This is a genomic window from Mycobacterium pseudokansasii, assembly GCF_900566075.1.
GTDB lineage: Bacteria > Actinomycetota > Actinomycetes > Mycobacteriales > Mycobacteriaceae > Mycobacterium > Mycobacterium pseudokansasii.
The window spans coordinates 357,511-383,993 of the sequence record NZ_UPHU01000001.1; the positions used below are offsets into that span (position 1 = coordinate 357,511).

General features: G+C 66.6%; 23 protein-coding genes. 14 read left to right on the forward strand and 9 right to left on the reverse strand.

What is annotated here, in order from left to right; translation table 11 throughout:
- Positions 1–17 precede the first annotated feature (17 nt).
- Genes EET10_RS01655 through EET10_RS01665 form a run of 3 tightly spaced genes read left to right on the forward strand, consistent with a single transcriptional unit; the run spans position 18 to position 3,516 of the window.
- A complete protein-coding gene (locus EET10_RS01655) occupies positions 18–1,229 on the forward strand; it encodes an alpha/beta hydrolase (protein ID WP_051490245.1) in 1,212 nt (403 codons plus the stop codon).
- A 52-nt stretch (positions 1,230–1,281) separates the two neighbouring features.
- Positions 1,282–2,691 carry a WS/DGAT/MGAT family O-acyltransferase gene (locus EET10_RS01660; RefSeq protein ID WP_036399128.1) on the forward strand — a complete coding sequence of 470 codons (1,410 nt, stop codon included), beginning with the start codon at positions 1,282–1,284 and terminating at the stop codon, positions 2,689–2,691.
- 42 nt (positions 2,692–2,733) lie between these two features.
- Positions 2,734–3,516 (forward strand): crotonase/enoyl-CoA hydratase family protein, encoded by a 783-nt coding sequence (locus EET10_RS01665; protein WP_036399126.1) that lies wholly within the window; start codon positions 2,734–2,736, stop codon positions 3,514–3,516.
- Positions 3,517–3,585: 69 nt separating this feature from the next.
- Here EET10_RS01665 and EET10_RS01670 read toward each other — a convergent pair whose 3' ends face one another.
- Complete coding sequence (locus EET10_RS01670) at positions 3,586–3,777, reverse strand: TetR/AcrR family transcriptional regulator (RefSeq protein WP_167480113.1); 192 nt, start codon at positions 3,775–3,777, stop codon at positions 3,586–3,588.
- Position 3,778: 1 nt separating this feature from the next.
- Between EET10_RS01670 and EET10_RS01675 the strand changes: the two genes are divergently transcribed.
- The 3 genes from EET10_RS01675 (at position 3,779) to EET10_RS01685 (ending at position 5,870) form a co-directional block, all read left to right on the forward strand.
- Entirely contained in the window at positions 3,779–3,967 is a 189-nt protein-coding gene (locus EET10_RS01675; RefSeq protein WP_244601809.1) for a methyltransferase family protein, read from the forward strand.
- A 122-nt stretch (positions 3,968–4,089) separates the two neighbouring features.
- A complete protein-coding gene (locus EET10_RS01680; RefSeq protein WP_036399124.1) occupies positions 4,090–5,577 on the forward strand; it encodes a class I adenylate-forming enzyme family protein in 1,488 nt (495 codons plus the stop codon).
- Positions 5,574–5,870: a hypothetical protein gene (locus EET10_RS01685; protein ID WP_122501842.1), complete on the forward strand. Its 297-nt coding sequence runs from the start codon at positions 5,574–5,576 to the stop codon at positions 5,868–5,870. The genes EET10_RS01680 and EET10_RS01685 overlap by 4 nt, the downstream gene beginning before the upstream one ends.
- A 55-nt stretch (positions 5,871–5,925) precedes the next feature.
- Here the strand turns inward: EET10_RS01685 and EET10_RS01690 are convergent, their stop codons facing one another.
- A complete protein-coding gene (locus tag EET10_RS01690) occupies positions 5,926–6,564 on the reverse strand; it encodes a TetR/AcrR family transcriptional regulator (protein ID WP_036399120.1) in 639 nt (212 codons plus the stop codon).
- Between the two features lie 308 nt (positions 6,565–6,872).
- Here EET10_RS01690 and EET10_RS01695 point away from each other — a divergent pair, with 308 nt between their 5' ends.
- A complete protein-coding gene (locus tag EET10_RS01695) occupies positions 6,873–7,685 on the forward strand; it encodes a crotonase/enoyl-CoA hydratase family protein (RefSeq protein ID WP_174719668.1) in 813 nt (270 codons plus the stop codon).
- A gap of 45 nt (positions 7,686–7,730) precedes the next feature.
- Here EET10_RS01695 and EET10_RS01700 read toward each other — a convergent pair whose 3' ends face one another.
- The 3 genes from EET10_RS01700 to EET10_RS01710 all read right to left on the reverse strand — a co-directional run bounded on the left by EET10_RS01700 (position 7,731) and on the right by EET10_RS01710 (position 11,838).
- Complete coding sequence (locus EET10_RS01700; RefSeq protein WP_136624700.1) at positions 7,731–9,350, reverse strand: hypothetical protein; 1,620 nt, start codon at positions 9,348–9,350, stop codon at positions 7,731–7,733.
- Between the two features lie 212 nt (positions 9,351–9,562).
- Positions 9,563–11,032, reverse strand: coding sequence for an aldehyde dehydrogenase (locus EET10_RS01705; protein ID WP_036399118.1), 1,470 nt, complete (start codon positions 11,030–11,032; stop codon positions 9,563–9,565).
- Between the two features lie 44 nt (positions 11,033–11,076).
- Positions 11,077–11,838: a class I SAM-dependent methyltransferase gene (locus EET10_RS01710; protein WP_051490279.1), complete on the reverse strand. Its 762-nt coding sequence runs from the start codon at positions 11,836–11,838 to the stop codon at positions 11,077–11,079.
- 280 nt (positions 11,839–12,118) lie between these two features.
- Here EET10_RS01710 and EET10_RS01715 point away from each other — a divergent pair, with 280 nt between their 5' ends.
- Entirely contained in the window at positions 12,119–13,282 is a 1,164-nt protein-coding gene (locus tag EET10_RS01715) for a glycosyltransferase family 4 protein (protein WP_122501843.1), read from the forward strand.
- Positions 13,283–13,293: 11 nt separating this feature from the next.
- On the opposite strand, the gene EET10_RS01720 is transcribed toward EET10_RS01715, so the two are convergent.
- Together EET10_RS01720 and pgfA are read right to left on the reverse strand one after the other, a co-directional pair.
- Positions 13,294–14,991 carry an MmpA family trehalose lipid delivery protein gene (locus EET10_RS01720; protein WP_036399114.1) on the reverse strand — a complete coding sequence of 566 codons (1,698 nt, stop codon included), beginning with the start codon at positions 14,989–14,991 and terminating at the stop codon, positions 13,294–13,296.
- A 9-nt stretch (positions 14,992–15,000) separates the two neighbouring features.
- Positions 15,001–16,290, reverse strand: coding sequence for a cell envelope lipid trafficking protein PgfA (gene pgfA, locus EET10_RS01725; RefSeq protein WP_165800733.1), 1,290 nt, complete (start codon positions 16,288–16,290; stop codon positions 15,001–15,003).
- Positions 16,291–16,467: 177 nt separating this feature from the next.
- Here pgfA and EET10_RS01730 point away from each other — a divergent pair, with 177 nt between their 5' ends.
- Entirely contained in the window at positions 16,468–17,634 is a 1,167-nt protein-coding gene (locus tag EET10_RS01730; protein WP_099187928.1) for an acyltransferase family protein, read from the forward strand.
- Between the two features lie 11 nt (positions 17,635–17,645).
- On the opposite strand, the gene EET10_RS01735 is transcribed toward EET10_RS01730, so the two are convergent.
- The gene (locus EET10_RS01735) at positions 17,646–18,626 is read right to left on the reverse strand and encodes a phosphotriesterase family protein (RefSeq protein ID WP_023369760.1); all 981 of its coding nucleotides are present in this window, start codon (positions 18,624–18,626) and stop codon (positions 17,646–17,648) included.
- Positions 18,627–18,765: 139 nt separating this feature from the next.
- Between EET10_RS01735 and EET10_RS01740 the strand changes: the two genes are divergently transcribed.
- The 3 genes from EET10_RS01740 to EET10_RS01750 all read left to right on the forward strand — a co-directional run bounded on the left by EET10_RS01740 (position 18,766) and on the right by EET10_RS01750 (position 22,291).
- Positions 18,766–20,475, forward strand: coding sequence for an acyl-CoA dehydrogenase family protein (locus EET10_RS01740; protein ID WP_122501844.1), 1,710 nt, complete (start codon positions 18,766–18,768; stop codon positions 20,473–20,475).
- 185 nt (positions 20,476–20,660) lie between these two features.
- A complete protein-coding gene (locus EET10_RS01745) occupies positions 20,661–21,344 on the forward strand; it encodes a TetR/AcrR family transcriptional regulator (RefSeq protein WP_036399110.1) in 684 nt (227 codons plus the stop codon).
- Complete coding sequence (locus EET10_RS01750; RefSeq protein ID WP_122501845.1) at positions 21,341–22,291, forward strand: R2-like ligand-binding oxidase; 951 nt, start codon at positions 21,341–21,343, stop codon at positions 22,289–22,291. The genes EET10_RS01745 and EET10_RS01750 overlap by 4 nt, the downstream gene beginning before the upstream one ends.
- 101 nt (positions 22,292–22,392) lie before the next feature.
- Here the strand turns inward: EET10_RS01750 and EET10_RS01755 are convergent, their stop codons facing one another.
- Positions 22,393–23,766, reverse strand: a complete 1,374-nt coding sequence (locus EET10_RS01755) for an NADP-dependent succinic semialdehyde dehydrogenase (RefSeq protein ID WP_063467080.1) — start codon at positions 23,764–23,766, stop codon at positions 22,393–22,395.
- Between the two features lie 66 nt (positions 23,767–23,832).
- On the opposite strand from EET10_RS01755, the gene EET10_RS01760 reads away from it, so the two are divergent.
- Positions 23,833–25,482: an acetolactate synthase large subunit gene (locus EET10_RS01760; protein ID WP_122501846.1), complete on the forward strand. Its 1,650-nt coding sequence runs from the start codon at positions 23,833–23,835 to the stop codon at positions 25,480–25,482.
- A 382-nt stretch (positions 25,483–25,864) separates the two neighbouring features.
- The gene (locus EET10_RS01765) at positions 25,865–26,443 is read left to right on the forward strand and encodes an OsmC family protein (protein WP_051490244.1); all 579 of its coding nucleotides are present in this window, start codon (positions 25,865–25,867) and stop codon (positions 26,441–26,443) included.
- Positions 26,444–26,483: the final 40 nt, after the last annotated feature.

Below are 26,483 nucleotides of genomic sequence, written 5' to 3' on the forward strand. Positions count from 1 at the left end.
CGGGGTACGCTCCCCCCATGACGGCAAGCCGCCCGACGATCCCGACAATGATGTCCCAGGTCAAGTGGTTTTTGCGGGCCCGTCCGGGGGACTACCTGCTGGCATTGAGCGTCGCCGGGGCGTCGCTGCCGGTGGTGGGCAAGCACCTCGAGCCGCTGGGCAGTGTCACCGCTATGAGCGTCTGGGGTGCCCGGCATGCACCGGAATTCGTGTCCACCAGGGCCAAGGACTGGCTCACCCCGGCAACCAGCGGCCTCCGCCGCCGCGACCGCGCCAGCACCAACGAGGTTTCGGCCGCGGCGCTGCGCGGCATCGTGGCGGCCGCCGACCTGGACCTCGAATGGCCGGCGCCGCAACGCACCCCACCGGTCTGCGAAGCCCTGCGGCACCGCCGCTACCTGCACCGCCGAGGCGTCCACTACGGCAACAGCCCGGCGCAGTTGCTCGACGTGTGGCGCCGCAAGGAGCTTCCCACCCATCCCGCGCCGGTGCTGCTGTTCGTCCCGGGCGGCGCCTGGATACACGGCAGCCGCACCATGCAGGGGTATGCGCTGCTGTCGCGCATGGCGGAGCAGGGCTGGGTGTGCCTGTCGATCGACTACCGCGTCGCCCCGCACCACCGCTGGCCGCGCCACATCCAAGACGTCAAGGCCGCCATCGCCTGGGCGCGGGCCAACGTCGACAAATTCGGCGGGGACCGCGACTTCATCGCGATAGCCGGCTGCTCGGCCGGCGGGCACCTGTCCGCGTTGGCCGGGCTCACCGCCAACGACCCCGGCTACCAGGGCGAGTTGCCGGACGGCTGCGACACCTCGGTCGACGCCGCGGTCGGGATCTACGGTCGCTACGACTGGCAGGACCGCTCCACCGCGGAACGCGTGCGGTTCGTCGATTTCTTGGAGCGGGTCGTGGTCAAGCGCAGGATCACCCGCCACCCGCACGTGTTTCGCGACGCCTCGCCGATAGCCCGAGTGCACACCAATGCGCCCCCGTTCTTGGTCATTCACGGCGGCCGCGACGGTGTCATCCCGGTGGCGCAGGCGCGCAGCTTCGTCGAACGGCTGCGTGCGGTGTCGCGGTCGCTGGTGGCCTATGTGGAATTGCCGGGGGCCGGCCACGGCTTCGACCTGCTCGACGGTGCTCGCACCGGCCCCACCACGCACGCGATCTCGCTGTTCCTCAACCACGTTCACCGCACCCGGAAACAGTGCGCAAAAGAGGTCATCTAGGCGCCGGCCGATTGCGCCGGTTGTAAAGTCGCGCTATGACCAGGGGGCTGCGGTGAAACGGCTCAGCGGCTGGGACGCGGTACTGCTCTACAGCGAAACACCGAATGTGCACATGCACACCATCAAGGTCGCGGTGATCGAGCTGGACCCGGACAGCCGCCAGTTCGGTATCGAGGCGTTTCGCGAGGTCATCGGCGGGCGCATGGGCAAGCTGGAGCCGTTGGGCTATCAACTGATCGACATCCCGCTCAAGTTCCACCATCCGATGTGGCGTGAGCACTGCGAGGTCGATCTCAACTACCACATCCGGCCATGGAGGCTGCCGCCGCCGGGCGGCCGGCGCGAATTGGACGAGGCGATCGGCCAGATCGCCAGCACCCCGCTGGACCGCAGATACCCGCTGTGGGAGATGTATTTCGTTGAGGGCCTAGCCAATCACCGGGTGGCGGTGGTCGCCAAGATTCACCATGCGCTGGCCGACGGGGTCGCCTCGGCCAACCTGATGGCACGCGGCATGGATCTGCTGCCGGGACCGGAAGGCAACCCGTACGTGTCGGACCCGGCCCCGAGCAAGCGGGAGCTGATGAGTTCGGCGTTCGTTGACCACCTGCGCCACCTGGGGCGGGTCCCCGCGACAATGCGGTACACCGCGGAGGGTCTGGGCCGGGTGCGGCGTAGCGCGCGCAAACTCTCTCCCGAATTGACCCGGCCGTTCACCCCGCCGCCGACCTTCATGAACCACAAGATCACCCCGGAGCGCAGGTTCGCCACCGCCACACTGGCGCTGGTCGATGTGAAGGAGACGGGGAAAAGGCTCGGGGCGACCATCAACGACATGGTGCTGGCCATGTCCACCGGAGCGCTACGCAGCCTGCTGCTGCGCTACGACGGCACGGCCGAACCGTTGCTGGCCTCCGTCCCGGTGAGCTACGACTTCTCACCGGAGCGGATCTCGGGAAACCACTTCAGCGGCATGCTGGTGGCGCTGCCGACCGACTGCGACGACCCGCTGGAACGGGTGCGGGGCTGTCGCGAGAACGCATTGTCCGCCAAGGAAAGTCACCAGCTGCTGGGACCGGAATTGATCAGCCGCTGGGCGGCCTACTTTCCACCGGCCGGTGCCGAGGCGATGTTTCGGTGGATGTCCGGCCGCAACGGGCAGAACAAGATCCTCAACCTGAACATCTCGAACGTTCCCGGCCCGCGCCAACGCGGCAGGGTGGGCGGTGCGCTGGTGACCGAGATCTATTCGGTGGGCCCGCTGACCGCGGGCAGCGGGCTGAACATCACCGTGTGGAGCTATGTCGACCAGCTGAACATCTCGGTGCTCACCGACGGCGCCACCCTCAGGGATCCGCACGAGGCGACCGAGGCCATGATCGCGGATTTCATTGAAATACGAAGGGCCGCTGGACTTTCCGAAGAGTTAACGGTCGTCGAGCTGGCGCTGGCGCAAGCCTGACGGCCACATCCTGATCCACATCAGAAGGAGCTGCGAACCACTGTGAGCGAAGAACCCGGCACCACCGAACCCGAAGTCCTTGTCGAACAGCGTGGTCGGATCCTGATCATCACGATCAACCGGCCGAAGGCCAAGAACGCGGTCAACGCCGCGGTCAGCCGGGGTCTGGCCGACGCGATGGACCGCCTCGATTCCGACGCCGGCCTCTCGGTGGGGATCCTCACCGGCGCGGGCGGTTCGTTCTGCGCCGGAATGGATCTCAAGGCCTTCGCCCGCGGGGAGAACGTCGTCGTCGAAGGCCGCGGCCTGGGCTTCACCGAACGTCCACCCGCCAAGCCGCTCATCGCGGCGGTGGAGGGCTACGCGTTGGCCGGCGGCACCGAGTTGGCGCTGGCCACCGATCTGATTGTGGCAGCAAGGGATTCGGCGTTCGGCATTCCGGAGGTCAAACGTGGCCTGGTCGCCGGCGGCGGGGGACTGCTGCGGCTGCCCGAGCGCATTCCGTATGCGATCGCCATGGAGCTGGCGCTCACCGGTGACAACCTGCCCGCCGAACGTGCCCACGAGCTGGGTCTGGTCAACATCTTGGCCGAGCCCGGCAGGGCGCTCGAGGCAGCTATTGCGCTGGCCGAAAAGATCACCGCCAACGGGCCGCTGGCGGTGGCCGCCACCAAGCGGATCATCACCGAATCACGCGGCTGGAGCCTGGAAAGCCGGTTCGCCGAGCAGCTGAAGATCTTCGGTCCGGTGTTCATGTCCAACGACGCCAGGGAAGGCGCGATCGCGTTCGCCGAGAAGCGTCCGCCGCGCTGGACCGGCACCTGAGCTCGCGAGCAGCCGCGAAAGCGCCGAAACGCCCGGCGTGTCGGGCGCCTTTGCGGCTGCTCGCGGAACTTACGGGATTGGTGCGGTCAGGTAGCGCTGCACGGTCGGACCCAACCAGGCGACCAGTTCATCGACGCCGGTCGACGCGATCGGTTCGATCTTGAGCTGGTAGCGCGCGAACGCCAACCCCGCCAGATGGCTGGCCACCAGCTCGGCCCGCAACTGTGCATCGGTGACACCGAACTCGGGTGTGCTGTGCATCTTGCTCGGTGAGGCGGCGGTGGCCGCGTCGGGCTGGTTGCTGCTGTGGTTTGCCACCTTCTGGGTGGTCCAGCTGGTTGCCATCCGATTCTGGGAAGAGCCGCATCTGCGACAGCGCTACGGCGCCGAATACGTCGAGTACCGCCGCAACGTTCCCGGTTGGATTCCGCGAATCTCGGCCTGGCGCTAGGCTTTTCACAAACCCGCGGCCTGGTGTGCGCTGTCGCTGTCGCTGCCCTCGAACCCCGACGCTCATGAGTTACACTGAAAGCTAGATTTGTAAAGGTCCGGGGGACCGGGGAAGGGTCGCCGATGAGCGTTTCGCTGCTTCTCGAGATGGCTGCATCGAGCAATCCTGACCGCACGGCTGTCGTCTCGGGAGACCTGCGGCTGACGACTCAGCAGCTCAGCGATCTCGCCGACGGCGGCGCCGGGGTACTCGCGGCGTCGAATGCCCGGCATGCGGTGTACGTCGGCACCGGCGGGGCGATGCTGCCGCTGCTGATCTTCGCCTCGGCACGCGCCGGGCTGCCCTTCACCCCGATCAACTATCGGCTCTCCGCCGACGGCATCCACGCGCTGATCCACCGGCTGCCCGAACCCCTGGTGATCGCCGACGACCGCTACCGGGGGATGCTCGGCGATACACCGTCGATGAGTTCGGACGAATTCCTGGCGCTGGCCGGCGGCGCCGACCCGGTGTCGGAATTTGCCGACCCCGACGCGGTGGCGATCGTGTTGTTCACCTCGGGAACCACGTCGCAGCCCAAAGCCGTCGAACTCACCCACAACAACCTCACCAGCTACGTCACCGGGACTGTCGAATTCGACTCGGCCGGCACCGGCGACGCCGCACTGATCTGCGTGCCGCCCTACCACATCGCCGGTGTCGGGGCGGCGCTGTCAAACCTGTACGCTGGTCGAAAGATGGTGTATCTGACCGACTTTGACGCGCTCGAATGGGTGCGGCTGGCCAACGCGGAACAGGTCACCACCGCGACCGTGGTGCCCACCATGCTGGACCGCATCGTCTCCGTGTTGGAAACCGGCGAACACAAGCTGCCCACCTTGCGCAACCTGGCCTACGGCGGCTCGAGGGTGGGCCTGCCGCTGGTTCGCCGCGCCCTGGAACTGCTTCCGGATGTCGGCTTCGTCAACGCCTACGGCCTGACCGAGACCAGCTCGACGATCGCGGTGCTGACCCCCGATGACCACCGCACCGCGCTCTCGGCGTCGGACGCCGCGCTCGCCCGGCGATTGGGATCGGTCGGGCGGCCGGTGCCCGGCGTCGAGGTGCAGATCCGTGGCGAGGACGGCGCAGTGCTGGGTCCCGGTGAAAGCGGCGAGTTGTTTGTCCGCGGCGCGCAGGTGTCCGGGCGTTACACCGGAATCGGTTCGGTGCTCGACGACAACGGCTGGTTTGCCACGAAGGACATCGCGGTTCTCGACGACGACGGTTACGTGTTCATCGGCGGCCGCAGCGACGACACCATCATTCGCGGCGGTGAGAACATCGCTCCCGCCGAGCTGGAGGAGGTGCTTATCGAGCACCCGCAGGTGCGTGACGTCGCCGTGGTCGGTATCGAGGACCCGCATTGGGGCCAGGCGATTGTCGCGGTGGTGGTGCCGTCTGCAGGCGCCGACCCGGACCCGGAGGAATTGCGCGACCATGTGCGTAGCAGTTTGCGCGGGTCACGTACCCCGGACCGGGTAGTGTTTCGCGACGAGTTGCCAACCACCGCCACCGGCAAGGTACTTCGCCGGCAGATCATCGAAGAACTGGCAGGAACGACATCATGATCAAGAACGGAACCCGTCTCGCCAGCCAGGTGTGTGACACCCAGGTCATCGTCGTCAGAACTACGGAGAGCCTGGACGACCTGCGCTGCGGTGGCGTACCGATGGTGGCGATCGGCGCCGAGCGGTCCGGCCAGCTCGACCCGGCGTTCGCCGACGGCTCGGTGATGGGCAAGCGCTACGTCGACGACAACGGGGCCGAGGTGCTGGTGACCAAACCAGGCGCCGGGTCACTGAGCGTCGGTGACACCAAGCTTCACCTCAAAGAGGTCAAGCCGCTGCCGGCCAGCGACTGAGCGCGGGTCTGGCAAACTGGATCACGCCCGCCCTGGGCCGTTGTGGGCGCCGCCGTTAATCTCGCGGGCCGTTCTGATTGACGGCAGTACCGCTATGGCGAACGAATTCCCTTGCAGAAACCAAGAATTGGAGCTGGTCGCCAACGGTGTGTAACGGCTCGGCGGAACGCGTCGAGCGGCACAGCATGATCGCGCCTTCCAGCGCGGCGACGGAGGTCACCGCCAGCGACGCCGCGTCCGACTCGTCGAAACCGTCGGTGATAAACGCCCGAGTCAACGCGCTGCACCAGCGGTTCAGGATGGCGCCGGCCTCCGCGGATAGCTCGAGTTCGTCGTCGGCCGAGCCCAGCGCTGCCGCGGCCACGGGGCAGCCCGCGGTGAAGCCGCCCTCGGTGAGCAGGTGTTGCCAATAATCGACGAACTCGCGCAGCAGAACCCGGGCACCCCGGTCGGCAGCGTTGTCGATCACGGCGGTGATCGAATCACCGGCGTAGCGAAGCGCCTCGGTCAGTATCTGATTTCGGCCGTCGGGAAAGTGGTGGTACACCGAGCCGCGCGGGGCGCCGCTGCGCGCGAGCACCGAGTCGATGGTGACCCCGGACGCGCCACGTTCGCGCAGCACCTGGGCGGCGCTGACCAGCATCTTGTCCCGCGTGCGGCCGCGCTTCTTCGCGGCCGTGCCGGTCGGCGTCATGCGGCGTGCGAGTGGCCGTGACGCGGTACCGGCCAGTGCAGATGGCGTGGGTGGAACCGAAGTGGTCGTCGGCGTCGATCGGGCAGTTGGCGAGTGAATCGGAAGCCGGCGATGTTGAGCTCGATGATCCACATGGTTACTCCCGGTGGAAGGTATTGCCTCATGTACCGGATCACCGGCCACGATTATGTGAAACAGCATAATATATCCGCGCTCGTTGCGGAAGAGCCCGCATCGAACTGCCAACAAACCTGCCAACGGAACTATGGTCTATTGCATAATGCCTTATTGTGGGGTTCACTGTGCCGATGACTAGCGCTGCACAGCCCGCTCTGCCCGACCTCGGCACCGTGTCCCTCGAGCGCGACGGGCACGTTTTGCTGATCGGGCTGAACCGGCCACACAAACGCAATTCGTTCGACCGGGCGATGCTCGCCGATCTGTCCGCGGCGTGCGGGCTGCTGGAAGCCGACGATTCGCTGCGCGCCGGGGTGTTATTCGCCCACGGCGACCACTTCACCGCCGGTCTCGATCTCGTCGACGTCGGTCCCGGCATCGCGGCCGGGGAGTCGGCTTTCCCCGAGGGTGGCCGCGATCCCTGGCGGCTGGACGGCGACTGGACCACACCGCTGGTCGCCGTCGTGCACGGTTGGTGCATGACGTTGGGCATTGAATTGCTGCTGGCCGCCGACATTCGCATTGCCGCGGCCGGGACCCGGTTCACCCAGCTGGAGGTGCAGCGCGGGATATACCCCTTCGGCGGGGCGACCATCCGCCTGCCCCGCGACGCCGGCTGGGGCAATGCCATGCGTTGGCTGCTCACCGGCGAGGAATTCGACGCTGCCGAGGCGCACCGCATCGGGCTGGTCCAGGAGGTGGCCGATGACGCCGCGGCGGCATTGGCACGGGCGAGCGAGATCGCCCACACGATCGCCGACCGCGCCGCGCCGCTGGGGGTGAAGGCCACGCTGGCGTCGTCGCACCTGGCCCGCCGGCAGGGCGAGGCGGCGGCCATCGAACGCCTGCGTCCCGACGTCGCGGCTTTGTTCGCCACCGCCGACGCCGCCGAGGGGGTCCAATCATTCATCGAACGACGACAGGCCCGCTTTGAGGGTCGCTAGCTTCGCTTGGTGAGGGCGAAGTTCACAATTAGATCAAGTTGCGGTTCAGGCCGCGGTGAGTGCTGCGTTTGTGAATTGATTGAGGTGTCGTTCGAGTTGGCGCCAGGCGATCGCCAGATCGCTGCGTTTGGCGAGATCATCCGTTGGGAGCCTTGGGTCTAACTCGGCCAGGCCGGGTGCGAGAACACGTCCGTAGACCTTGGTGAACAGCACCGCGACGCGGCGGCCCAGCGGGGTGAGTTGGTAGCGGTGGTGGCCCGGCAGCCTGACGATGAGCCCCTTGCGTTTGAGCCGGCGCAGGTCATATGTGGCTTGGCGGCTTGTGTAGGAGCAGCCCAGCAAGGTGGTTACCGCTCGAACCAGGGCTGGGTTGTCGAACCCGGCGAGCAGATGGGTGAATCCGACGATAGCGGCCAGCACCGCCATCACCCGCGGATCCCCGAACCGCAGTCCGGGGGCATGTTGACCGTCGATCTGTGAGGGTCGGGTCACCTCGGTGAAGGTGGCCACATCCGGAGCGGGCCGGGCATCGGTGGCTTGTGCGTCGCATAGACGCTGGTTGGCATGCTCGCCAACCGCCCGAAGGGCCTTCCAGTTCTCGGCGGTCACCCGCCGACCGATGCCAAAATCGCGGGTGTCGCAGATGACCGTCTCGGTGCGCAACGCCCGATGCTCCTTGAAGTATTGCTTGATCCGACTCGACTTGTAGTAGCAGCTGATCTGCGGATCCACACCCTTGGTGATCACTTGGGTGCGCCAGGTGCCCGGCGTGCGCGAGCTGATGCGCCGGTCGAAGATCAGCGACACCTTCTCCGGGCGTCCGATGTCGAGGTGGTCACGGATGAGCTGTTCGAAAAACGATCGCCCGGCCGCGGGCCGGTCGAACACCCGGGTATCAGAAACCTCGAATTGGCGAAACGCCAGTTCGTAGACGTAGCCCGCACGCAAGTCATCGCGGGTGAACGGCGATGGCAACAGCTTTTGCCAGCGCCAAAAGAAGCTCTTCACCGCGCCCGACCCCAGTCGGTCGCAGATGCGCTGCAGCGCGGCGGGGTCCTCGCAGTCGCGGAACCCGTTGTCTAGAGCGGTGTAGCCGATGCCCAGCCGGTCGCATTGCCGTTGCGCCCAGGTGTGCCCGTTGAGCCAGATCCACACCGGCCACGGTGCGTAGGCATTGGTCTTCCAAAACGCGCCACCCCAGTCGGGATCCCACAGGTAAAAGTAGAAATGATTAACAAAGCCCATCTGGCGAGCCCACTCCATGTGCGGATGAGCCACATGCTCTTGGCCCTTGGCCTTCCACGAGCGCCATATCGGGGTCTTTTCCTGCGCGATCCCGATCAACACCACCCGCCCCTCGCCGCCCTCCCTTTCGGCTTCCTCGATCAATGGCCGCGCGATCTCCTCCTTGTTCTCGCCCTTGGCGAAGCGGCGCACCGGGATCGCGTTCGCCTTAGCCCACCGGTGCACCTCGGCGACGTAGGCGTCGCCGATCTTGCCGAACGCCGCCGACGACGGAATTCCAAACCCCTTCTGCCAGTACAGAAACTGGCACACCCCGCCCACCGACTGCAGTTTCGGCACATATGCCTGCAAAAAGATCCGGTCCACCGACCGACAGGTGAGCGTCACATGATCGCACAGTAAAGTTGCATAGTCGGCCATCATTGCCTCCTTGGTCTGAACAACCCGAGGCTACGACCGACACGAGGGATCTCCGAACACGGAGATCCCTCGTCTCTACCACCACACCCGGCCGAATGGCCGAGCCTCAAAACTCACGTATGAGGACACTCGCTACTGCTAGTTGGCCGAACAGACGCAAAAGGCCCCAAACAAAGCGGCGAGTTCGGGACTTTGCGTCTGCTCGCCATTGGTTACTCGACGGTGTAGCCCATCGGCATCAGCACGCTCTTCTGCTGGGTGAAGTGCTCGACACCTTCCGGCCCGTTCTCGCGGCCGATTCCGGAGTTCTTGTAGCCGCCGAACGGGCAGCAGGGATCGAAGGCGTACCAGTTGATTCCGTAGGTGCCGGTGCGGATCTTTTCGGAGATCTCAATACCGTGCGGGATATTGGTGGTCCAGACGCTGCCTGCGAGCCCGTAGACCGAATCGTTGGCGATCTTGATCGCATCTTCTTCGGTGTCGTAGGGGATGATCGACAGCACCGGCCCGAAGATCTCTTCCTGGGCGATCGTCATCTTGTTGTCGACGTCGGCGAACACCGTTGGCTGGACAAAGAATCCGTTGTCCAGGCCCTCCGGGCGGCCGCCGCCGCATACCAGCCGTGCGCCCTCCTCGATACCCTTGGCGATGTATCCCTCCACGCGGGCGCGCTGTTTCTCCGAGATCAGCGGCCCCACTTGTACGGCCGGGTTCGACGGCGGCCCCACCGGCAATGCCTGCACGAAAGTGCTTATCGTGTCGACGATTTCGTCATAACGGGAGCGCGGCGCCAGAATCCGCGTCTGGTTCACACAGCCCTGTCCGGCGTTCATCACTCCGGAGAACACCATCATCGGGACAGCGCTGGCCAGATCGACGTCTTCGAGCATGATGGCCGCCGATTTTCCGCCCAGTTCCAGCGTGCATGGCTTGAGCAGCTCGGCGGCGCGCTTGCCCACTTCCTTGCCGACGGCCGAGCTGCCGGTGAAAGTGAACATGTCGACGTCGGGGTTGGAGGTCAATGCCTGACCGGTCTCGATACCGCCGGGCACCACCGACAGCACCCCCTCGGGCAGCCCGGCCTCGGCCAGTAACTCGGCCAAAGCGTTTGCCGTCAAAGGGGTTTCGGCGGCCGGCTTGAGCACCACCGTGCAGCCGGCCAGCAGTGCGGGACCCAACTTGTTGATGGCCAAGAACAGCGGCACGTTCCACGCCACGATCGCGCCCACGACACCGACGGGCTCGCGATGGACGATGGTCTGGCCGTAGGAGCCGCTGCGGATCTCGCGCCACTTGACCTGGTCGACGGCCTGTGTGGCGAAGAAATTCAGCGCCCCCATCGAACCCATCCAGTGCATCGTCTCGATGATCGTTGGCGGCTGACCGGTCTCGTCGGCGAGCAGTTTGGTGAACAGCTGCTTGCGCTCCTCGAGCAGCTTGGCCGCGGCGGCGATCACGGCTGCGCGCTCCTTCGGCGGTGTCGCGGGCCACGGTCCGTTGTCGAATGCTGCCCGTGCCGCGGCTACTGCGGCGTCGACGTCGGCCGGTGCCGCCATGGGAACCCTGCCCACGTATTCGCCGGTCGCCGGGCAGTGCACCTCGATGACTTCCGGGGTCGACGGTTCCGTCCACCTACCGCCGATGAAGAGTTTGTCGTATTCGGTCGTGTGGCTGTCGCTCATGGCGCCACCCTACCCAAGCCGACCGGAAACGAGAACACGTTCCATTATCGCGGCTGCAGGACCAGCACCAGGTTGCTCACCAAGAACTCCCGCAGCAGCGGCACCGACGTCGGCCACCACGCCCATCGCGGGTGGTAGCGGGGAAAAGCGGCGATCGCGGCACCGGTGCTGCCGGCCCACTTCAGACCGTCGGCCACCGAGACCGCAAACAACGACGACCCGTAGTTGTTTTTCGCCGGATGGCCGTGTTTTCGGGCATAGCGCGCGGCGGCGCGGGCACCGCCGAGGTAATGGGTCAAACCCATCTCGTGTCCGCCGAACGGACCGAGCCAGACGGTGTACGACAGCACGACCAACCCGCCCGGCCTGGTCACCCGTAGCATCTCGGCGCCGAGCTGCCACGGCCGCGACACGTGCTCGGCGACATTGGAAGACAGGCAGATGTCCACCGAGTCGTCGGCGAATGGCAGTGCCATTCCCGAAGCTCGGACGAATGCACCTGGGGCACCGGTGTGCCTCGGACCGGCGGCGTGCATTTCGTCAGGGTCTGGTTCGACGCCGATGTAACGGACTCCGGCGTCGGCGAACGCCGTCGCGAAGTATCCGGGACCACCGCCCACGTCGAGCAGTGTGCGACCGGTCGGCGGCTCCCCGTGGCCGGCCAGCCAGAGATCACCGACCATCGTCGCGGTGTCGGCCGCCAGGGCGTTGTAGAAACGTGCCGGATCTGACTGCTCGTAGCGGAATTGCGACAGCAACCGCAGCGAGCGGGTCAGTGTCGCCCGGCGTGCAAAGACATCGGTGATATGTGAGGCGACGGCCACCGGCCACACCCTACGCACGTCAGCTGTCCGCTGTCCGCTCCTGTCCACGCCTTTCGCGCCGCCCACGATGTCGATCAGCTGGGGCGGGTCTCAGGCACCATCGACTGTGCCTCTACGGCTTTGGTCGTGCATTCTGGGCGGTCGACAGGTCTTGGATTCAGCCGCCGGTACACACTAGGCGCCGCCGGTACACACTCGGCGCCGTGCCACCACCTCGCGCCGCCGGGCGGCGCGCATCGTCGCCAGGCTAGGCTGGCGATTGATGTCTGAATTGCGTTCGGTGTTGCTGCTGTGCTGGCGCGATACCGGGCATCCCCAGGGCGGTGGCAGCGAAACCTATCTGCAGCGCATCGGCGCGCAGCTGGTCGCATCCGGTGTCGAGGTCACATTGCGTACCGCCCGCTATCCCGGGGCGCAGCGACGTGAAGTCATCGACGGGGTGCGGATCAGCCGCGCCGGTGGCCGCTCTTCGGTGTACGTATGGGCGCTGGTAGCGATGGCACTGGCGCGGTTCCGGTTGGGCCCGCTGCGCAGGGCGCGGCCGGACGTGGTCGTCGACACCCAAAACGGTCTGCCGTTTCTTGCCCGGCTCTTGTATGGGCGTCGCACGGTGGTGCTGGTCCACCACTGCCATCGCGAGCAGTGGCCGGTGGCCGGTCCGGTGCTCGGTCGGCTGGGCTGGTTCGTCGAGTCGAGGTTGTCGCCACGGCTCAACCGGTACAACCAGTACGTGACGGTGTCGTTGCCGTCGGCGCGTGATCTGGTCGCTCTGGGTGTGGATAACGGGCGAATTGCGGTGGTCCGCAACGGAGTCGACGAGGCGCCGGCGCAGACGTTGTCCGTGCCGCGAGCGGCCACGCCGCGGGTGGTGGTGCTGTCGCGGCTGGTACCGCACAAGCGGATCGAGGATGCGCTGGAAGCCGTGGCGGAGCTACGGCGACGAAACCCGGGGATATCGGGTCTGCACCTCGACGTGGTCGGTGGCGGCTGGTGGCGGCAGCGACTCGTCGACCACGTGAACCGGCTCGGCATTTCCGACGCTGTGACTTTCCATGGTCATGTCGACGACCTCACCAAACACCATGTGCTGCAAAGCTCTTGGGTGCACCTGCTGCCGTCGCGCAAGGAGGGGTGGGGTCTGGCGGTGGTCGAGGCGGCCCAGCACAGCGTGCCCACGGTCGGGTATCGATCCTCCGGCGGTCTGTCCGACTCGATCATCGACGGGGTGACCGGCATCCTGGTCGACAGCCACCGCGAACTCGTGGACCGGCTCGAACAACTGCTCTCCGACCCGGTACTGCGCGATCAACTCGGCGTCAAGGCGCAGGTGCGCAGCGGCGAATTCTCTTGGCGACAAAGCGCCCAAGCCATGCGCATGGTGCTCGAAACGGTGCTGGCCGGCGAGTTCGTCAGCGGCGTGGTGTAATCCGCGAGACTTCATCCTCGGCGATCTGCGCGGGCGTGTCGACGCACCCAACAGCCGGCCATGCCTGCCCCACCCACCAGCAACAGGCAAAGCCATGCCCAATGCGCAATCGTCGTCGCTCGTAGGCGGCCAGCCGGGACACCACCGCCCGAGCCGCCGATCCGATACAGCGCCAACTCGCCGTCGCGGTAGGCCGGCGTCAGCCGCTCGAGCGTGCGCGCGGCCGCACCCATATCCCCGGCGCTGTCCGATTCGACGACCACCCAGCCGACCCCGGCCCGCGCCAACGCCGACGGATCGGCTCCGCGCAGCAGCAACTCCTGCACCTCGCGGGCGTGAGCGCCGTCCCCGGGAACCGTCACCCCGGAAATAACCAGATCGCCCGTCGTCAGCACGTCGGCGCGGACCCAGCGGGGCAGCGGATCGAGCGCCGGCGCCGGCCCCGACCAGGAAAAGCGCCGCATGGTGCCGGCGGGCAGCACCGCGACAGTCCCCGGCTGACGGTTGATCGCCGCCGCGACGGCCGCCCACCCCGGCGGGTAGTGCACGGGTGTGACCCTGCCCCACACGCCCCATGCCAGGTCCGGCAACGCCAAGACGAGTGCCACACAGCAGACCAACCCCGCCACGGCAGGCCGCGACCAGCGTGCCAGCGTCACCACCGCCCCCGCGCCGCACACGGCGTAACCCGGCACCGCCAGCGCCACCCACTTCTGTCCGTCCCGCAGCACGCCCAGGCCGGGTGCGGCGTCAACCATCGCGGTCAGCACCCGCAGCCCCGGGCCGGCGGCCAAAGCCGCCGGCAGCAGCACCGAAACCCCCGCCAGCACCAGCAGCGGCACCACGGTCGGACGACGCGCCGCGGCGGGCAGCCCGACGGCTACCACGGTGAGCAAGACCGTGGCGGACAGCACCGCGAAAATCGTGCTGCGCGAGCCGGGTACGGCTTCGCCATTCCACATTCCGCCGAGACTGGCCAGGCTGGCCAGCGTGCCCAGGCCGGGTTCGGCGCGTGGCGCGAACGCGCTGACGCCGAGCCTGTTCGCCGCGGTGTGGCTGGCCAACGACGAACCGAGGGCCGACGCCGTCAGCCAGGGCAGCGCGCCGACCACCGCAATACCCAATCCCGTTGCGGCGCAAAGCCAACGGGGCCGGCCGTCACCGGGCGCGGCCACACAGGCCAGGGCAACCGTGGCGGCGAGCAGCAGCCCGGTCGGGGTCAGTCCGGCCAGCGCCGTCCAAAATGCCAGGGCGAAAAAGCCGGATCCGCTCAAGCGCAACCCCAGCATCGCCGTGGCAACCCACGGCAGGCAGCCGTAGCCGAGTAACAGGCTCCAGTGCCCCTGCAAAAGCCGTTCGGCGACATAGGGATTCCAGATCGCGATCGTGATCGCGACGAACTGGCCACCGGCTCCGGCCGTCGGCAGCACCATCGTCACCAGGTGGGCCGCACCCCAGCCCGCGAACCAGAGGCCCAGGACCAGCAATGCCTTCACCACGATGCCGCCGTCGACCAGATGCGACGCTAGCGCCACCGCAAAATCCTGCGGCGTCGCGCGGGGCGCCGCGGTCAACCCGAGGGCGGTGTCGGACAGATACGACCGCGGGGTGGACACCGCGTCGCGCACGAGCAGATATCCGGGTCGCAGTAGCGGCAGCACCACCAGCAGCGCCAGAGCTAACGCATAGCCCGGTCGCAACCAGCGCACGTCGACGCGTTAAGCCCGTTCCGAGGGGGGAGTCTCAGGCGGTCCGGATTCCGGTGGCGGCTCGGTCGAGGCCGACGGGGGCGGCGGCGACTCCGCCGCGGGTGCGGCCGGGTCTGCCGGCAATTCGGGACGCTGGGTAGGCAGTTTCTCCGTCTCGGCTTCGGCTCCGGGCACAGGTTGCTCCAGCCCGGCGCGCCGGAAGTAGTCGGTGTCGTCGCGGTCGAGGCCGGGCTCCGTCAGGGCGCTTTCCGTGCGCAGGCTGAAGGACGCGAGCAGGCCACCACCGACCAGCGCGATCAAGCCGACGGCAGTGAAGGTGATCGGCAACACCCGCGACCACAGCGCCAGCCGGTCGCGCTCGTCGCGGGCGGAGTTCACCTGGGATTCGACGGTCTCTTCGGTGGAGGTGACCTTGTAGTCGGCCAGCGTCACCTCGGGCTTCATCGCCTCGCGCGCGTAGTAGTGATAGGCGCGTTCGGTTTCCTTGACGATGGTGCCGGTCACCGGGTCCACCCAGAAGGTTCGCTGCGCGGCGTAGTAGCGGTTCATCGTGATCTGTTCGCCCGGTTCGCCCGGAACGCCCCACATCGCCGCCGTCGTGGTGATCTTTCCGTCCTCGTCACCGGCGTACAGCGACGGGTACTTGATCGGCGCAACCAACTTCCCGTCGGAGCCATAGCCCACGTTCTGCGTGAAGCGGTAGGTGGTTAAGCCGTTGACGTCCTCTTGGCTGTCGTAATTGGCGTCGAACGCCTTCTGCGCGATCGGATCGAAGTAGGGGTAGGACTTCTTCTCGGTGTGAAACGGGAAGCGGTAGGCCAATCCTTCGTGACGTAGCGGGATGGCGGTCGGCGGGCTTTCGTCGTTGAGACCGCGCGGCTTCTGGACCGCGCCGCCGGTGTGGGTGTCGTCGGAGACGGCCATCGCCGTCTTGCGGTTAAGGGTGACCGTGTCGACGATCGCCAGCAGCAGACCGGTGTCCTTCTGCTTGTCGGTACGCCGCACCGAGGTGCCGACCTGGAGGGTGACCACATCGGCGTTGGCCGGCGATTCGACAGTGACCTGCTGTTGGGACACCAGTGGTACGTTCTGGTTGACCACGACGTGATCACCGGACAAAGATGCCGAGTCGAGCGCCGACCCGGTGCCCTGCCTGATCAGCGTGGCATCGATATCCAGCGGTATCTTGGCGATCCTGCTGCTGGTATAGGTGGACAGCAGCAGTGCGGCCATCAGCAGAGCGGCTCCGAGCCCGATCGTCCCTAATGCGGCCATCCGCAACATGACTGCTCGGTTCACGTTGCCGTGACCTCCTTCTCAGACCATGGACTCGTCAGTTGCGATCCGCTCCGACCTGACCAAGCAGCGAGGCAAAACCCGTTTGACCCTAACAGCAGAATGTATTGCCCCGGGCTGCCTACCTGTCCCACTTCGCCGGTGTACCCCATTCGCGCCTCGGCACACGGGCACACTGTGATGGTGACCGATAGCCGGCAAGTGGGCGGGACGCGCAGCTTCCTGCCCGCCGTCGAGGGTATGCGCGCATGCGCGGCCATGGGCGTGGTCGTCACCCATGCCGCATTCCAGACCGGGCATTCCAGTGGCGTCGCCGGCCGGCTGTTCGGCCGATTCGATCTGGCCGTCGCGGTGTTTTTCGCGCTGTCGGGATTCCTGCTGTGGCGCGGACACGCGGCGGCGGCGCGAGCTGCCGGACCACGCCCGCGTACCGGTCACTATCTGCGATCGCGGGCGGTCCGCATCATGCCGGGGTACGTGGTGGCCGTGGTCGTGATCCTGTCCCTGCTGCCCGACGCCGATCACGCCAGCCCGACGGTGTGGCTGGCCAACCTGACGCTCACCCAGATCTATGTGCCGCTCACCCTGACCGGCGGCCTGACTCAGATGTGGAGCTTGTCCGTCGAGGTCACGTTCTATCTGGCGCTGCCGGTGCTCGCGTTGCTGGCCCGCCGCATTCCGGTCGGCGCGCGGGTGCCGGCGATCGCCGCCCTCGGGGTCGTCAGCTGGACCTGGGCTTTCATCCCCGTGCACACCGATCCCGGCACCAACCCGCTGAACTGGCCGCCGGCGTTTTTCTCATGGTTTGCCGCGGGAATGCTGCTGGCCGAGTGGGCGCACAGCCCGATCGGGTGGCCGCACCGGCTGGCGCGCCGCCGGGTGCTCATGGCCGTCGTGGCGGTGCTCGCCTACCTGGTCGCGGCATCACCGCTGGCCGGTCCGGCGGGCTTGGTTCAGGGCACGGCGACCCAATTCGCGGTGAAGACCGCGATGGGCGCGCTGGTGGCGTGGGCGTTGGTCGCGCCCCTGGTGCTGGACCGACCGACGACACCGCACCGGCTGCTCGGCAGTACCGCCATGGTGACGCTGGGGCGGTGGTCCTATGGACTGTTCATCTGGCACCTGGCCGCGCTGGACATGGTGTTTCCGGTGGTCGGCATCTTTCCGTTCACCGGCCACCTGCCGACGGTGCTGGCGCTGACGCTGATCTTCGGTTTCGCCATCGCCGCGGTGAGCTATGCCCTGGTCGAGTCGCCCTGCCGGGAAGCGTTGCGCCGGTGGGAGAAACGCGCCAAGCACATCGAGCCGCAGGACGTCGACCGGGAAGCGGACGCCGTCGCGCCGTAAGCGCCGTACGGCTACTCGTAAGCGCCCTGCCGCTCGAAAATGCGCCGCGGGTTGTCCACAAGCATGGTGTGCAGCTGCTCGTCGGTGACACCGCGCTGCTTCAAGGCGGGAATCACGTCGTTGTGGATGTGCAGGTAATTCCAGTTCGGGGCGGCGACCGGCAGCAGCGCTTCCGGCAGCGCGTCGAAGTAGCAATTGGCGTCGTGTGAGAGCACCATCTTGTCGGCGTGACCGCGCTCGCACATCTGCGCCACGATGTTCACCCGGTCCTCGAACGGCAGGATGACGTCGAGGCCGAACCGGTCCATCCCCAGGTAGGAGCCGGCGGCGATGAGTTCTTCCAGGTAGCCGACGTCGGTGCTGTCGCCCGAATGCCCGATGACCACCCGGCTGAGGTCGACACCCTCCTCTTCGAAGATGCGCTGCTGCTCCAGCCCGCGCCGCAACCCCGCGTGGGTGTGGGTGGAAATCGGCACCCCGGTGCGCTTGTGCGCCTGCGCGACGGCGCGCAACACCCGCTCGACACCGGGGGTGATGCCGGGTTCGTCGGTGGCGCACTTGAGAATGCCGGCCTTGATACCGGTGTCGGCGATGCCCTGCTCGATGTCGCGGACGAACAGGTCGGTCATGGTCTCCGGGCCGTCGAGCTGTGTGCCCGGTCCGAGATAGTGGAAACAGAACGGCACGTCGTTATACGTGTACAAGCCGGTGGCGACGACGATGTTCAGCTCGGTCTGCGCGGCCACCCGGGCGATGCGCGGGATATAGCGGCCCAGGCCGATCACCGTCAGGTCGACGATGGTGTCCACGCCCCGGGACTTCAGCTCGTTGAGCCGGGCGACCGCATCTGCCACCCGCTTGTCCTCGTCTCCCCAGGCGTCGGGATAGTTCTGCACGACTTCGGTGGTCATGATGAACACGTGCTCGTGCATGAGCGTGACGCCGAGATCAGCGGTATCGATGGGCCCGCGGGCGGTATTGAGTTCTGACACGTAGCCGATGCTAGGTCGCCACGCCAGTCAGCCAACAGTGCCGATTTGTCGGCACCCGGTAACAACGACGGCGGTCTTGCAGTACGGTCTACCCGCGTCCATTTCCGAACACATTCGAATCCGCCCGGGAGCCACCCTCATGCTGCTCAACCCCAACCGCCTGCAACGCAAATATCCCGACCGCCGCTCGGCGCAGATCATGCAGGCCACCGTGGACTTCTTCGAGTCCCGGGGAAAGGCGCGCCTCAAGCACGACGACCACGAGCGGGTGTGGTACTCCGACTTTCTGGACCACATGGGGCGGGAACGGATCTTCGCTTCGCTGCTGACGCCCGCGCAGTACGGCGCCTCGGACGACTGCCGCTGGGACACCTACCGGATCAGCGAGTTCGCTGAGATCATCGGCTTCTACGGGCTGAGCTACTGGTACCCGTTCCAGGTCACCGCCCTGGGCCTGGGCCCGATCTGGATGAGCGACAACGAGGACGCCAAGCGCAAGGCCGCCGCCCAGCTCGAACAGGGCGAAGTGTTCGCTTTCGGCCTGTCGGAGCAGGCCCATGGCGCCGACGTGTACCAGACCGACATGATCCTCACGCCATCTGAGCACGGCTGGGTCGCCAACGGCGAGAAGTACTACATCGGCAACGCCAACGTCGCCCGGATGGTCTCCACCTTCGGCAAGATCGACGACTCGTCCGGCAACCCGGAGTACGTCTTCTTCGCCGCCGACTCCCAGCACGACCGCTACGAGCTGAAGAAGAACGTGGTCAACTCGCAGAACTACGTGGCGAACTACGCGCTGCACGATTATCCGGTCACCGAGGCTGACCTGCTGCACCGCGGCATGGGCGCCTTCCACGCCGCGCTCAACACCGTCAACGTGTGCAAGTACAACCTGGGCTGGGGTGCCGTCGGCATGGCCACCCACGCCATGTACGAGGCGATCACCCACGCCGCCAACCGGCACCTGTACGGCACCGTCGTCACCGACTTCAGCCACGTGCGCCGGCTGCTGACCGACGCCTACGCGCGGCTGGTCGCGATGCGGCTGGTGGCCACCCGAGCCAGCGACTACATGCGTAGCGCGTCGGCGGACGACCGGCGCTACCTGCTATACAGCCCGCTCACCAAGGCCAAGGTCACCAGCGAGGGTGAGCGCGTCATCATCGCCCTGTGGGACGTCATCGCGGCCAAGGGCGTGGAGAAGGACACCTTCTTCGAGACCGTGGCCCGCGAAATCGGGCTGCTGCCGCGGCTGGAGGGCACCGTCCACATCAACATCGGGCTGCTGGGCAAGTTCATGCCCAACTACCTGTTCGCCCCCGACGCCGCGCTGCCGCTGATCTCGCGCCGAGACGACGCCGCCGACGACACCTTCCTGTTCAACCAGGGCCCGACCGGCGGCCTGGGCAAGGTGCGCTTCCACAATTGGCGGGCGTCGTTCGACAGCTACGCCCATCTACCCAATGTCGCGCTGCTGCGCGAGCAGGTCGACGTGCTCGCCGAGATGCTGGCGTCGGCCACCCCGGATGCCGCCCAGCAAAAGGACATCGACTTCGCGTTCGGTGTGGGACAGCTCTTTGCGACGGTGCCCTACGGCCAGCTCATCCTGGAAGAGGCCCCGCTGTCGGGTGTGGACGAGGCGCTGATCGACGAGATCTTCGGCTTGCTGGTCCGCGACTTCAACAGCTATGCCGTTGAGCTCAACGACAAATCGGCCACCACGGACGAGCAGGCGCGGTTCGCCATGCGGATGATCCGCCGTCCCGTCCATGACCCGGCGCGCTACGACCGGATCTGGAAGGAACACGTGCTGCCGCTCAACGGCGCATACGAGATGCGGCCCTAAGTGGCGGACGCATCGCTTCAGGCCAGGCGCTTACCCAAATCCCGCTGAGGCCGGGCCGGGTAGCTCTCCGACGATGTTGACCGGGGGCAGCGGCGGGTGGTGCTGACGCTGAGCCGAGCTGGGCGCGCTTGACTATGACGCACCTCACACTAGAATGACCAGTGGTCATCGATGCGAGGAGGCGTATGCCGACGGTGACATGGGCGCGCGTCGACCCGGCTCGCCGGGCGGCCATCGTGGAAGCCGCCGAGGCCGAGTTCGGGGCACACGGGTTTTCCAACGGCAGCCTGAACGTCATCGCACGGCGCGCGCGGGTCGCCAAGGGAAGTCTGTTCCAATACTTTGCCGACAAGCGGGACCTGTACGCGTTCATCGCCGACATCGGCAGCCAGCGGGTGCGTTCGTACATGGAGAACCTCATCCGTCAGCTCGATCCCAGCCGGCCGTTCTTCGAATTTCTCGCCGACCTGCTCGACGGCTGGGTCGCCTACTACGCCGAACACCCCCGCGAGCGTGCCCTTCATGCCGCGGCGACGCTGGAGGTCGACACCGACGCCCGCATCAGCGTGCGGAGCGTCATTCATCGTCATTACCTGGAAGTGCTGCGGCCGTTGGTGCGCGATGCGCAAAACCGCGGTGACCTGCGCGCCGATGCCGACATCGACGTGTTGTTGTCCCTGCTGCTGCTGATCTTTCCGCACTTGGCGCTGGCGCCCTACATGCGCGGTCTGGACCCCGTGCTGGGGCTCGACGAACCCACGCCCGAGCAGCCGGCGCTGGCCGTGCGCAGGCTGGTCGCCGTGCTGGCGGCGGCCTTCTCCCCGAAACTCTCCGCGGAACTCGCCTCGGAAATTGAGGAGGTCACATGACACGGACACGCTCGGGCTCGCTGGCCGCCGGCGGCCTCAACTGGAACAGCCTGCCGTTGAAGTTGTTCGCCGGCGGCAACGCCAAATTCTGGGATCCGGCCGACATCGACTTCTCCCGCGAGCGCGAGGATTGGGATCGGCTGACCGACGCCGAACGCGACTATGCCATCCGGTTGTGCGCCCAGTTCGTCGCCGGTGAGGAAGCCGTGACCGAGGACATTCAGCCGTTCATGGCCGCCATGCGGGCTGAGGGGCGCCTCGCTGACGAGATGTATCTGACCCAGTTCGCGTTCGAGGAGGCCAAGCACACCCAGGTGTTCCGCATGTGGCTGGACTCCGTCGGCGTCACCGGGGACCTGCATGGCTACCTCGACGACCTGCCGTCCTACCGGCAGATGTTCTACGACGAACTGCCGGAATGCCTCAGCGCGTTGGCCACCGATCCGTCGCCGGCGGCCCAGGTCCGGGCATCGGTGACCTACAACCACATCGTCGAGGGCATGCTCGCGCTCACCGGTTACTACGCGTGGCACAAGATCTGTGTGGAGCGCGGCATTCTTCCCGGCATGCAGCGGCTGGTGCGGCACATCAGCGACGACGAGCGCCGCCACATGGCGTGGGGCACCTTCACCTGCCGGCGCCACGTCGCCGCAAACGACGCCAACTGGACGGTGTTCGAAGAGCGGATGAATGAGCTCATCCCGCTGGCCTTGCAACTTACCCAGGACGGCTTCGCCCTCTACGGGGACCCGATGCCCTTCGACCTGTCGGTGGAGGAGTTCATAACGTATTCCAGCGACAAGGGCATGCGGCGCTTCGGGACGATCAGCAGCGCCCGCGGCCGCCCGGTCGGCGAAATCGACCTCGACTTCACGCCGGTGCAGCTCGAGGACACCTTCGCCGAGGAGGATGAGCGCGCCCTGGCCGCGGCCTCGGCCTCGGCCTAGGCCCCGGGTCGTCCCAGACCCTCGAGGCCCCGCCAGCAGACGCAGAATCGCACAACTATCGCGGTGCTGATGCGATTCTGCGGCTGCTCGCCAGCGGAAGGTTAGCCGACCCAGACGGCTTTGGCGTTGCAGAACTCGCGGATCCCGTGTCCGGAAAGTTCCCGGCCGTAGCCGGATCGCTTGATGCCGCCGAAGGGCAATTCCGGGTAGGACACCGTCATGCCGTTGATGAAGACCTGCCCGGCCTCGATCTCGTCGACGAAGCGCTGTTGCTCGGCGTTGTCGCGGGTCCAGGCGTTGGACCCCAGCCCGAAGGTCGTGGCGTTGGCGATCTCGATCGCTTCGTCGATGTCGGCGGCACGGTACACCGAGGCGACGGGCCCGAAGACTTCCTCGGTGTAGAGCGCCATGTCCTTGGTGATGTCGGTGATCACCGTCGGGGGATAGAACCAGCCCGGCCGTTCCGGGGCCTTGCCGCCGCAGCGGATCACCGCGCCGGCCGCCGCGGCGTCGTCGACCTGTTTGGCGATCTCGTCGCGGCCCGACTCGGTGGCCAGCGGACCCACGTCGGTGTCCGGGTCGGTCGGGTCTCCGATCCGCAGCGCAGCCATCCGCTCGACGAACTTGTCGACGAAGGCGTCGTAGATGTCGGTGTGCGCGATGAACCGCTTTGCGGCGATGCAGGATTGGCCGTTGTTCTGCACCCGGGCGGTGACGGCCGTCTTGACCGCCTCGTCCAGGTCGGCGGAGGGCATCACGATGAACGGGTCGCTGCCGCCGAGCTCGAGCACGGTGGGCTTGATCTCGTCACCGGCGATGGCGCCCACCGACTGGCCGGCCGGTTCGCTGCCGGTCAACGTGGCCGCGGCCACCCGCGGATCCCGCAGGATGTCTTCCACCGCGCTTGATGGGACCAGCAACGTCTGGAAGCAACCGTCGGGGAACCCGCCGCGCGCGATGACGTCGGCGAGATACAACGCGCACTGCGGCACATTCGACGCGTGCTTCAACAGACCCACGTTGCCGGCCATCAGGGCGGGCGCGGCGAACCGGACCGCCTGCCACAGCGGGAAGTTCCACGGCATCACGGCCAGCACCACCCCCAGCGGTTGGTAGCGGGTGTAGGCCCTGGCTGCCCCGACCTTCGCCGCGTCGATCGGCTCGTCGGCGAGCAGCGCTTCGGTGTTCTCGGCGTAGTAGCGAAATCCCTTGGCGCACTTGAGCACCTCGGCTTTCGCCGAGGCCAGCGTCTTGCCCATCTCGAGCGTCATCACCGCCGCGGTCTGGTCGGCCTCGGCCTCGAGCAGGTCGGCGGTGGCGTTCGCCCACCGGGCGCGCTGCCCGTAGCTGGTGTGGCGGTAGTCGGCGAACCGCTCATAGGCGCGCGCGATCGCGGCGTCGACTTCTTCGCGGGTCGCCGGTGTGAAGATCTTGACGGTCTCTCCGGTGGCGGGGTTGATCGAGGCGATGGGCACGGTGACATCCTCTGCTGGTGGTCTAGCGGAAGGTTCCCCGCCCAGCCTGCCACTATCGTGGCCAGTGTGACTACCGCCGCCCAACTCATGGTGAAGTGCCTGGAAAGCGAGGGGGTGTCCGTCGTCTTCGGGATACCGGGCGAGGAGAACATCCGTTTCGTACAGGCGTTGGCCGCATCGGACATCCGCTATGTGCTCACCCGGCACGAGCAGGCGGCCGCGTTCATGGCCGAGATGTACGGCCGGGTCACGGGCCGCGCCGCGGTGGTGTCGACGACGCTGGGACCGGGCGCGATCAACATGCAGCTCGGCGTCGCGGACGCGACCACCAACAGCACCCCGATGGTCGCGATCTCGGCGCAGGTGGGTCACGACCGGGAGTTCAAGGAATCGCACCAGTACGTCGACCTGGTGTCGATGTTCGCCCCGATCACCCGGTGGGCCGCCGGCGTGCCCACCGCGCGCGCCATACCGGAGATGTTCCGCAAAGCGTTCAAGGTCGCCGAGACCGAACGCCCGGCGGCGGTGTACCTGGCGGTGCCCGAGCATCTGGACGCCGACGCAGCCGACTATTGCGACCTGGCCCCGTTGCCGCGCAATGTGGTGCGCGCCGACGCGCCGGCGGCGGGACAGGTCGCACGCGCCGTCGAGATCCTGCGCGCGGCTCGCCGGGCCGTCGTGCTGGCCGGACATGGCGCCGCCCGTGGCGACGCGACCGCGGCACTGGTCCGGTTCGCCGACGCGCTCGGCGTGCCGGTGGCCAACACGTTCCACGGCAAGGGCGTGATGCCCGACGACCACCCCAGCAGCATCGGCACCATGGGGTTCATGCGGCACGACTACGTCAACTTCGGGTTCGACGACGCCGACGTCGTGATCGCCGTCGGTTACGAGCTACAGGAGTTCGACCCCGTCCAGATCAACCCGGGCGGCGACAAGAAGATCATTCATATCCACCGCTTCCCGGCCGAGGTCGACGCACACTATCCGGTCGCGGTGGGGATCATCGGCGACATCAGCGCCTCCCTGGATGCGCTGACGGACGCGCTGTCCGGCCACCGCTTCGACTGCGGCACCGACATGCCCGGATCCGGCTTACTCGAAGAAGAATTCGCTCGGGGACAACAGGATTCGCGTTTCCCGCTGGCACCGCAACGAGTGGTGGCCGACACCCGGGCGGCGCTCGGGCGCAACGACGTCGTACTGGTCGACACCGGGGCCACCAAGATGTGGATGGCCCGGCTGTATCCGACGTACCAACGCAACACCTGTCTGATATCAAATGGCTTGTCCACCATGGGCTTTTCCCTGCCTGGGGCCATCGGTGTCAAGCTGGCCCGGCCGGACGCCAAGGTGCTGGCCGTCGTCGGCGACGGCGCGTTCCTGATGAACTCGCAGGAAATCGAGACCGCCGTCCGGGAGCGGATACCGCTGGTGGTGCTGATCTGGGAAGACGGCGGATATGGGCTCATCGAGTGGAAGATGGACCTCGAACTCGGCGAACACTATTACGTCAAGTTCGGCAATCCCGATGTGGTGAGCTACGCGAAAAGCTTTGGCGCCAAGGGGTATCGCATCACCAGCGCCGAGGAATTGCTGCCGACACTGAAAGCCGCGCTCGAGGACGACGGTGTCGCACTGATCTCCTGTCCCGTCGACTACTCCGAGAACCTGCGCCTGACGGACCGGCTGGGACAGTTGGACGGCACACTGTAGCTTCGGGCGGCGGCCGGCCCTTCGGCTTAGGCGGGGCTTCCAAACACTCGAATCCATCGGAGGCCTGGCCGGAATCGCCCGCAACCTGTCCGGCTTCTTCAGCCGAGATATCGCCGACGACAAGCGGTATCGGCGTAACAGGTTCTGCCGGCAGAGTCGCCAACAGGTCGTACCCCCAAAGGCTCGCCGCTCTGCGGAACTTGGGGCAGATGCCTCGATGCGCGGACATTATTGGCGCCCGGACCATCATATGCATGTCCAGCTGCGCCAGCCGACGGGCATTGACACTCATCCGCTGCGAAATTGCAGGCCGGAGTCGTTGCAACTCATGAGAAATCGCCAACCTCAACATGAAACCGGTTGGTACACAGAAAGGAAAACCATGACCACCACGAACGCTTCCGTCGACAACGGCGTCAACGTCGACGCTCTGCTCGCAGCCCGTACCACATTGGCCGGTGAACCACAATTGGCCCAATTTCAGTGGCGCGCAAATCACCGCTGGGTCAACGGAACCCGCAGTCGAGCCACCATCGACACATTCTACGGCTTGGGGGCGGAACAGCACCACAAGACGCCGTTCACGTATGACATCGATCACCCGTTGGCATTTGCCGGACATGACAACGGCGCCGCGCCCGTCGAATACGTACTGGTTGCGCTCGGCGGCTGCTTGACCGCCGGTATTGCGTCGATCGCTCAGCAGTGGTTACGGCCACACCGGCCGCGCTGCCCTGATCATCGGTCGCAGCCGCCGCGGTCGCGTGGGGTGTTTGCCTCAACTTCGGGCACCCCGCACCAGGAGCGGTTGCCACTGAGCGGCAACACTCGGCCGGGCCAGTCGGTCCTGGCCCCGGCGGATAATGGCGCGCGGATTGCCGGATCAAGCACATGGCGGGCACCGCAGCGCGTTTCTTGCGTTGGCTCCCATCCCGTTTTCGCTGACCGCAATCGGCGCTAGGGTGTCAGTGTCAGCGGAGCTCAACAGCCTCCCTGGGGAG

Bases quoted from the DNA above. Each gene is read 5' to 3' on its own strand.
- EET10_RS01655 (WP_051490245.1), top strand. From the start codon at position 18: ATGACGGCAAGCCGCCCGACGATCCCGACAATGATGTCCCAGGTCAAG.
- EET10_RS01670 (WP_167480113.1), bottom strand. From the start codon at position 3,777: ATGCACAGCACACCCGAGTTCGGTGTCACCGATGCACAGTTGCGGGCC.
- EET10_RS01680 (WP_036399124.1), top strand. From the start codon at position 4,090: ATGAGCGTTTCGCTGCTTCTCGAGATGGCTGCATCGAGCAATCCTGAC.
- EET10_RS01685 (WP_122501842.1), top strand. From the start codon at position 5,574: ATGATCAAGAACGGAACCCGTCTCGCCAGCCAGGTGTGTGACACCCAG.
- EET10_RS01690 (WP_036399120.1), bottom strand. From the start codon at position 6,564: ATGACGCCGACCGGCACGGCCGCGAAGAAGCGCGGCCGCACGCGGGAC.
- EET10_RS01695 (WP_174719668.1), top strand. From the start codon at position 6,873: ATGACTAGCGCTGCACAGCCCGCTCTGCCCGACCTCGGCACCGTGTCC.
- EET10_RS01700 (WP_136624700.1), bottom strand. From the start codon at position 9,350: ATGGCCGACTATGCAACTTTACTGTGCGATCATGTGACGCTCACCTGT.
- EET10_RS01705 (WP_036399118.1), bottom strand. From the start codon at position 11,032: ATGAGCGACAGCCACACGACCGAATACGACAAACTCTTCATCGGCGGT.
- EET10_RS01715 (WP_122501843.1), top strand. From the start codon at position 12,119: ATGTCTGAATTGCGTTCGGTGTTGCTGCTGTGCTGGCGCGATACCGGG.
- EET10_RS01730 (WP_099187928.1), top strand. From the start codon at position 16,468: ATGGTGACCGATAGCCGGCAAGTGGGCGGGACGCGCAGCTTCCTGCCC.
- EET10_RS01740 (WP_122501844.1), top strand. From the start codon at position 18,766: ATGCTGCTCAACCCCAACCGCCTGCAACGCAAATATCCCGACCGCCGC.
- EET10_RS01745 (WP_036399110.1), top strand. From the start codon at position 20,661: ATGCCGACGGTGACATGGGCGCGCGTCGACCCGGCTCGCCGGGCGGCC.
- EET10_RS01750 (WP_122501845.1), top strand. From the start codon at position 21,341: ATGACACGGACACGCTCGGGCTCGCTGGCCGCCGGCGGCCTCAACTGG.
- EET10_RS01765 (WP_051490244.1), top strand. From the start codon at position 25,865: ATGACCACCACGAACGCTTCCGTCGACAACGGCGTCAACGTCGACGCT.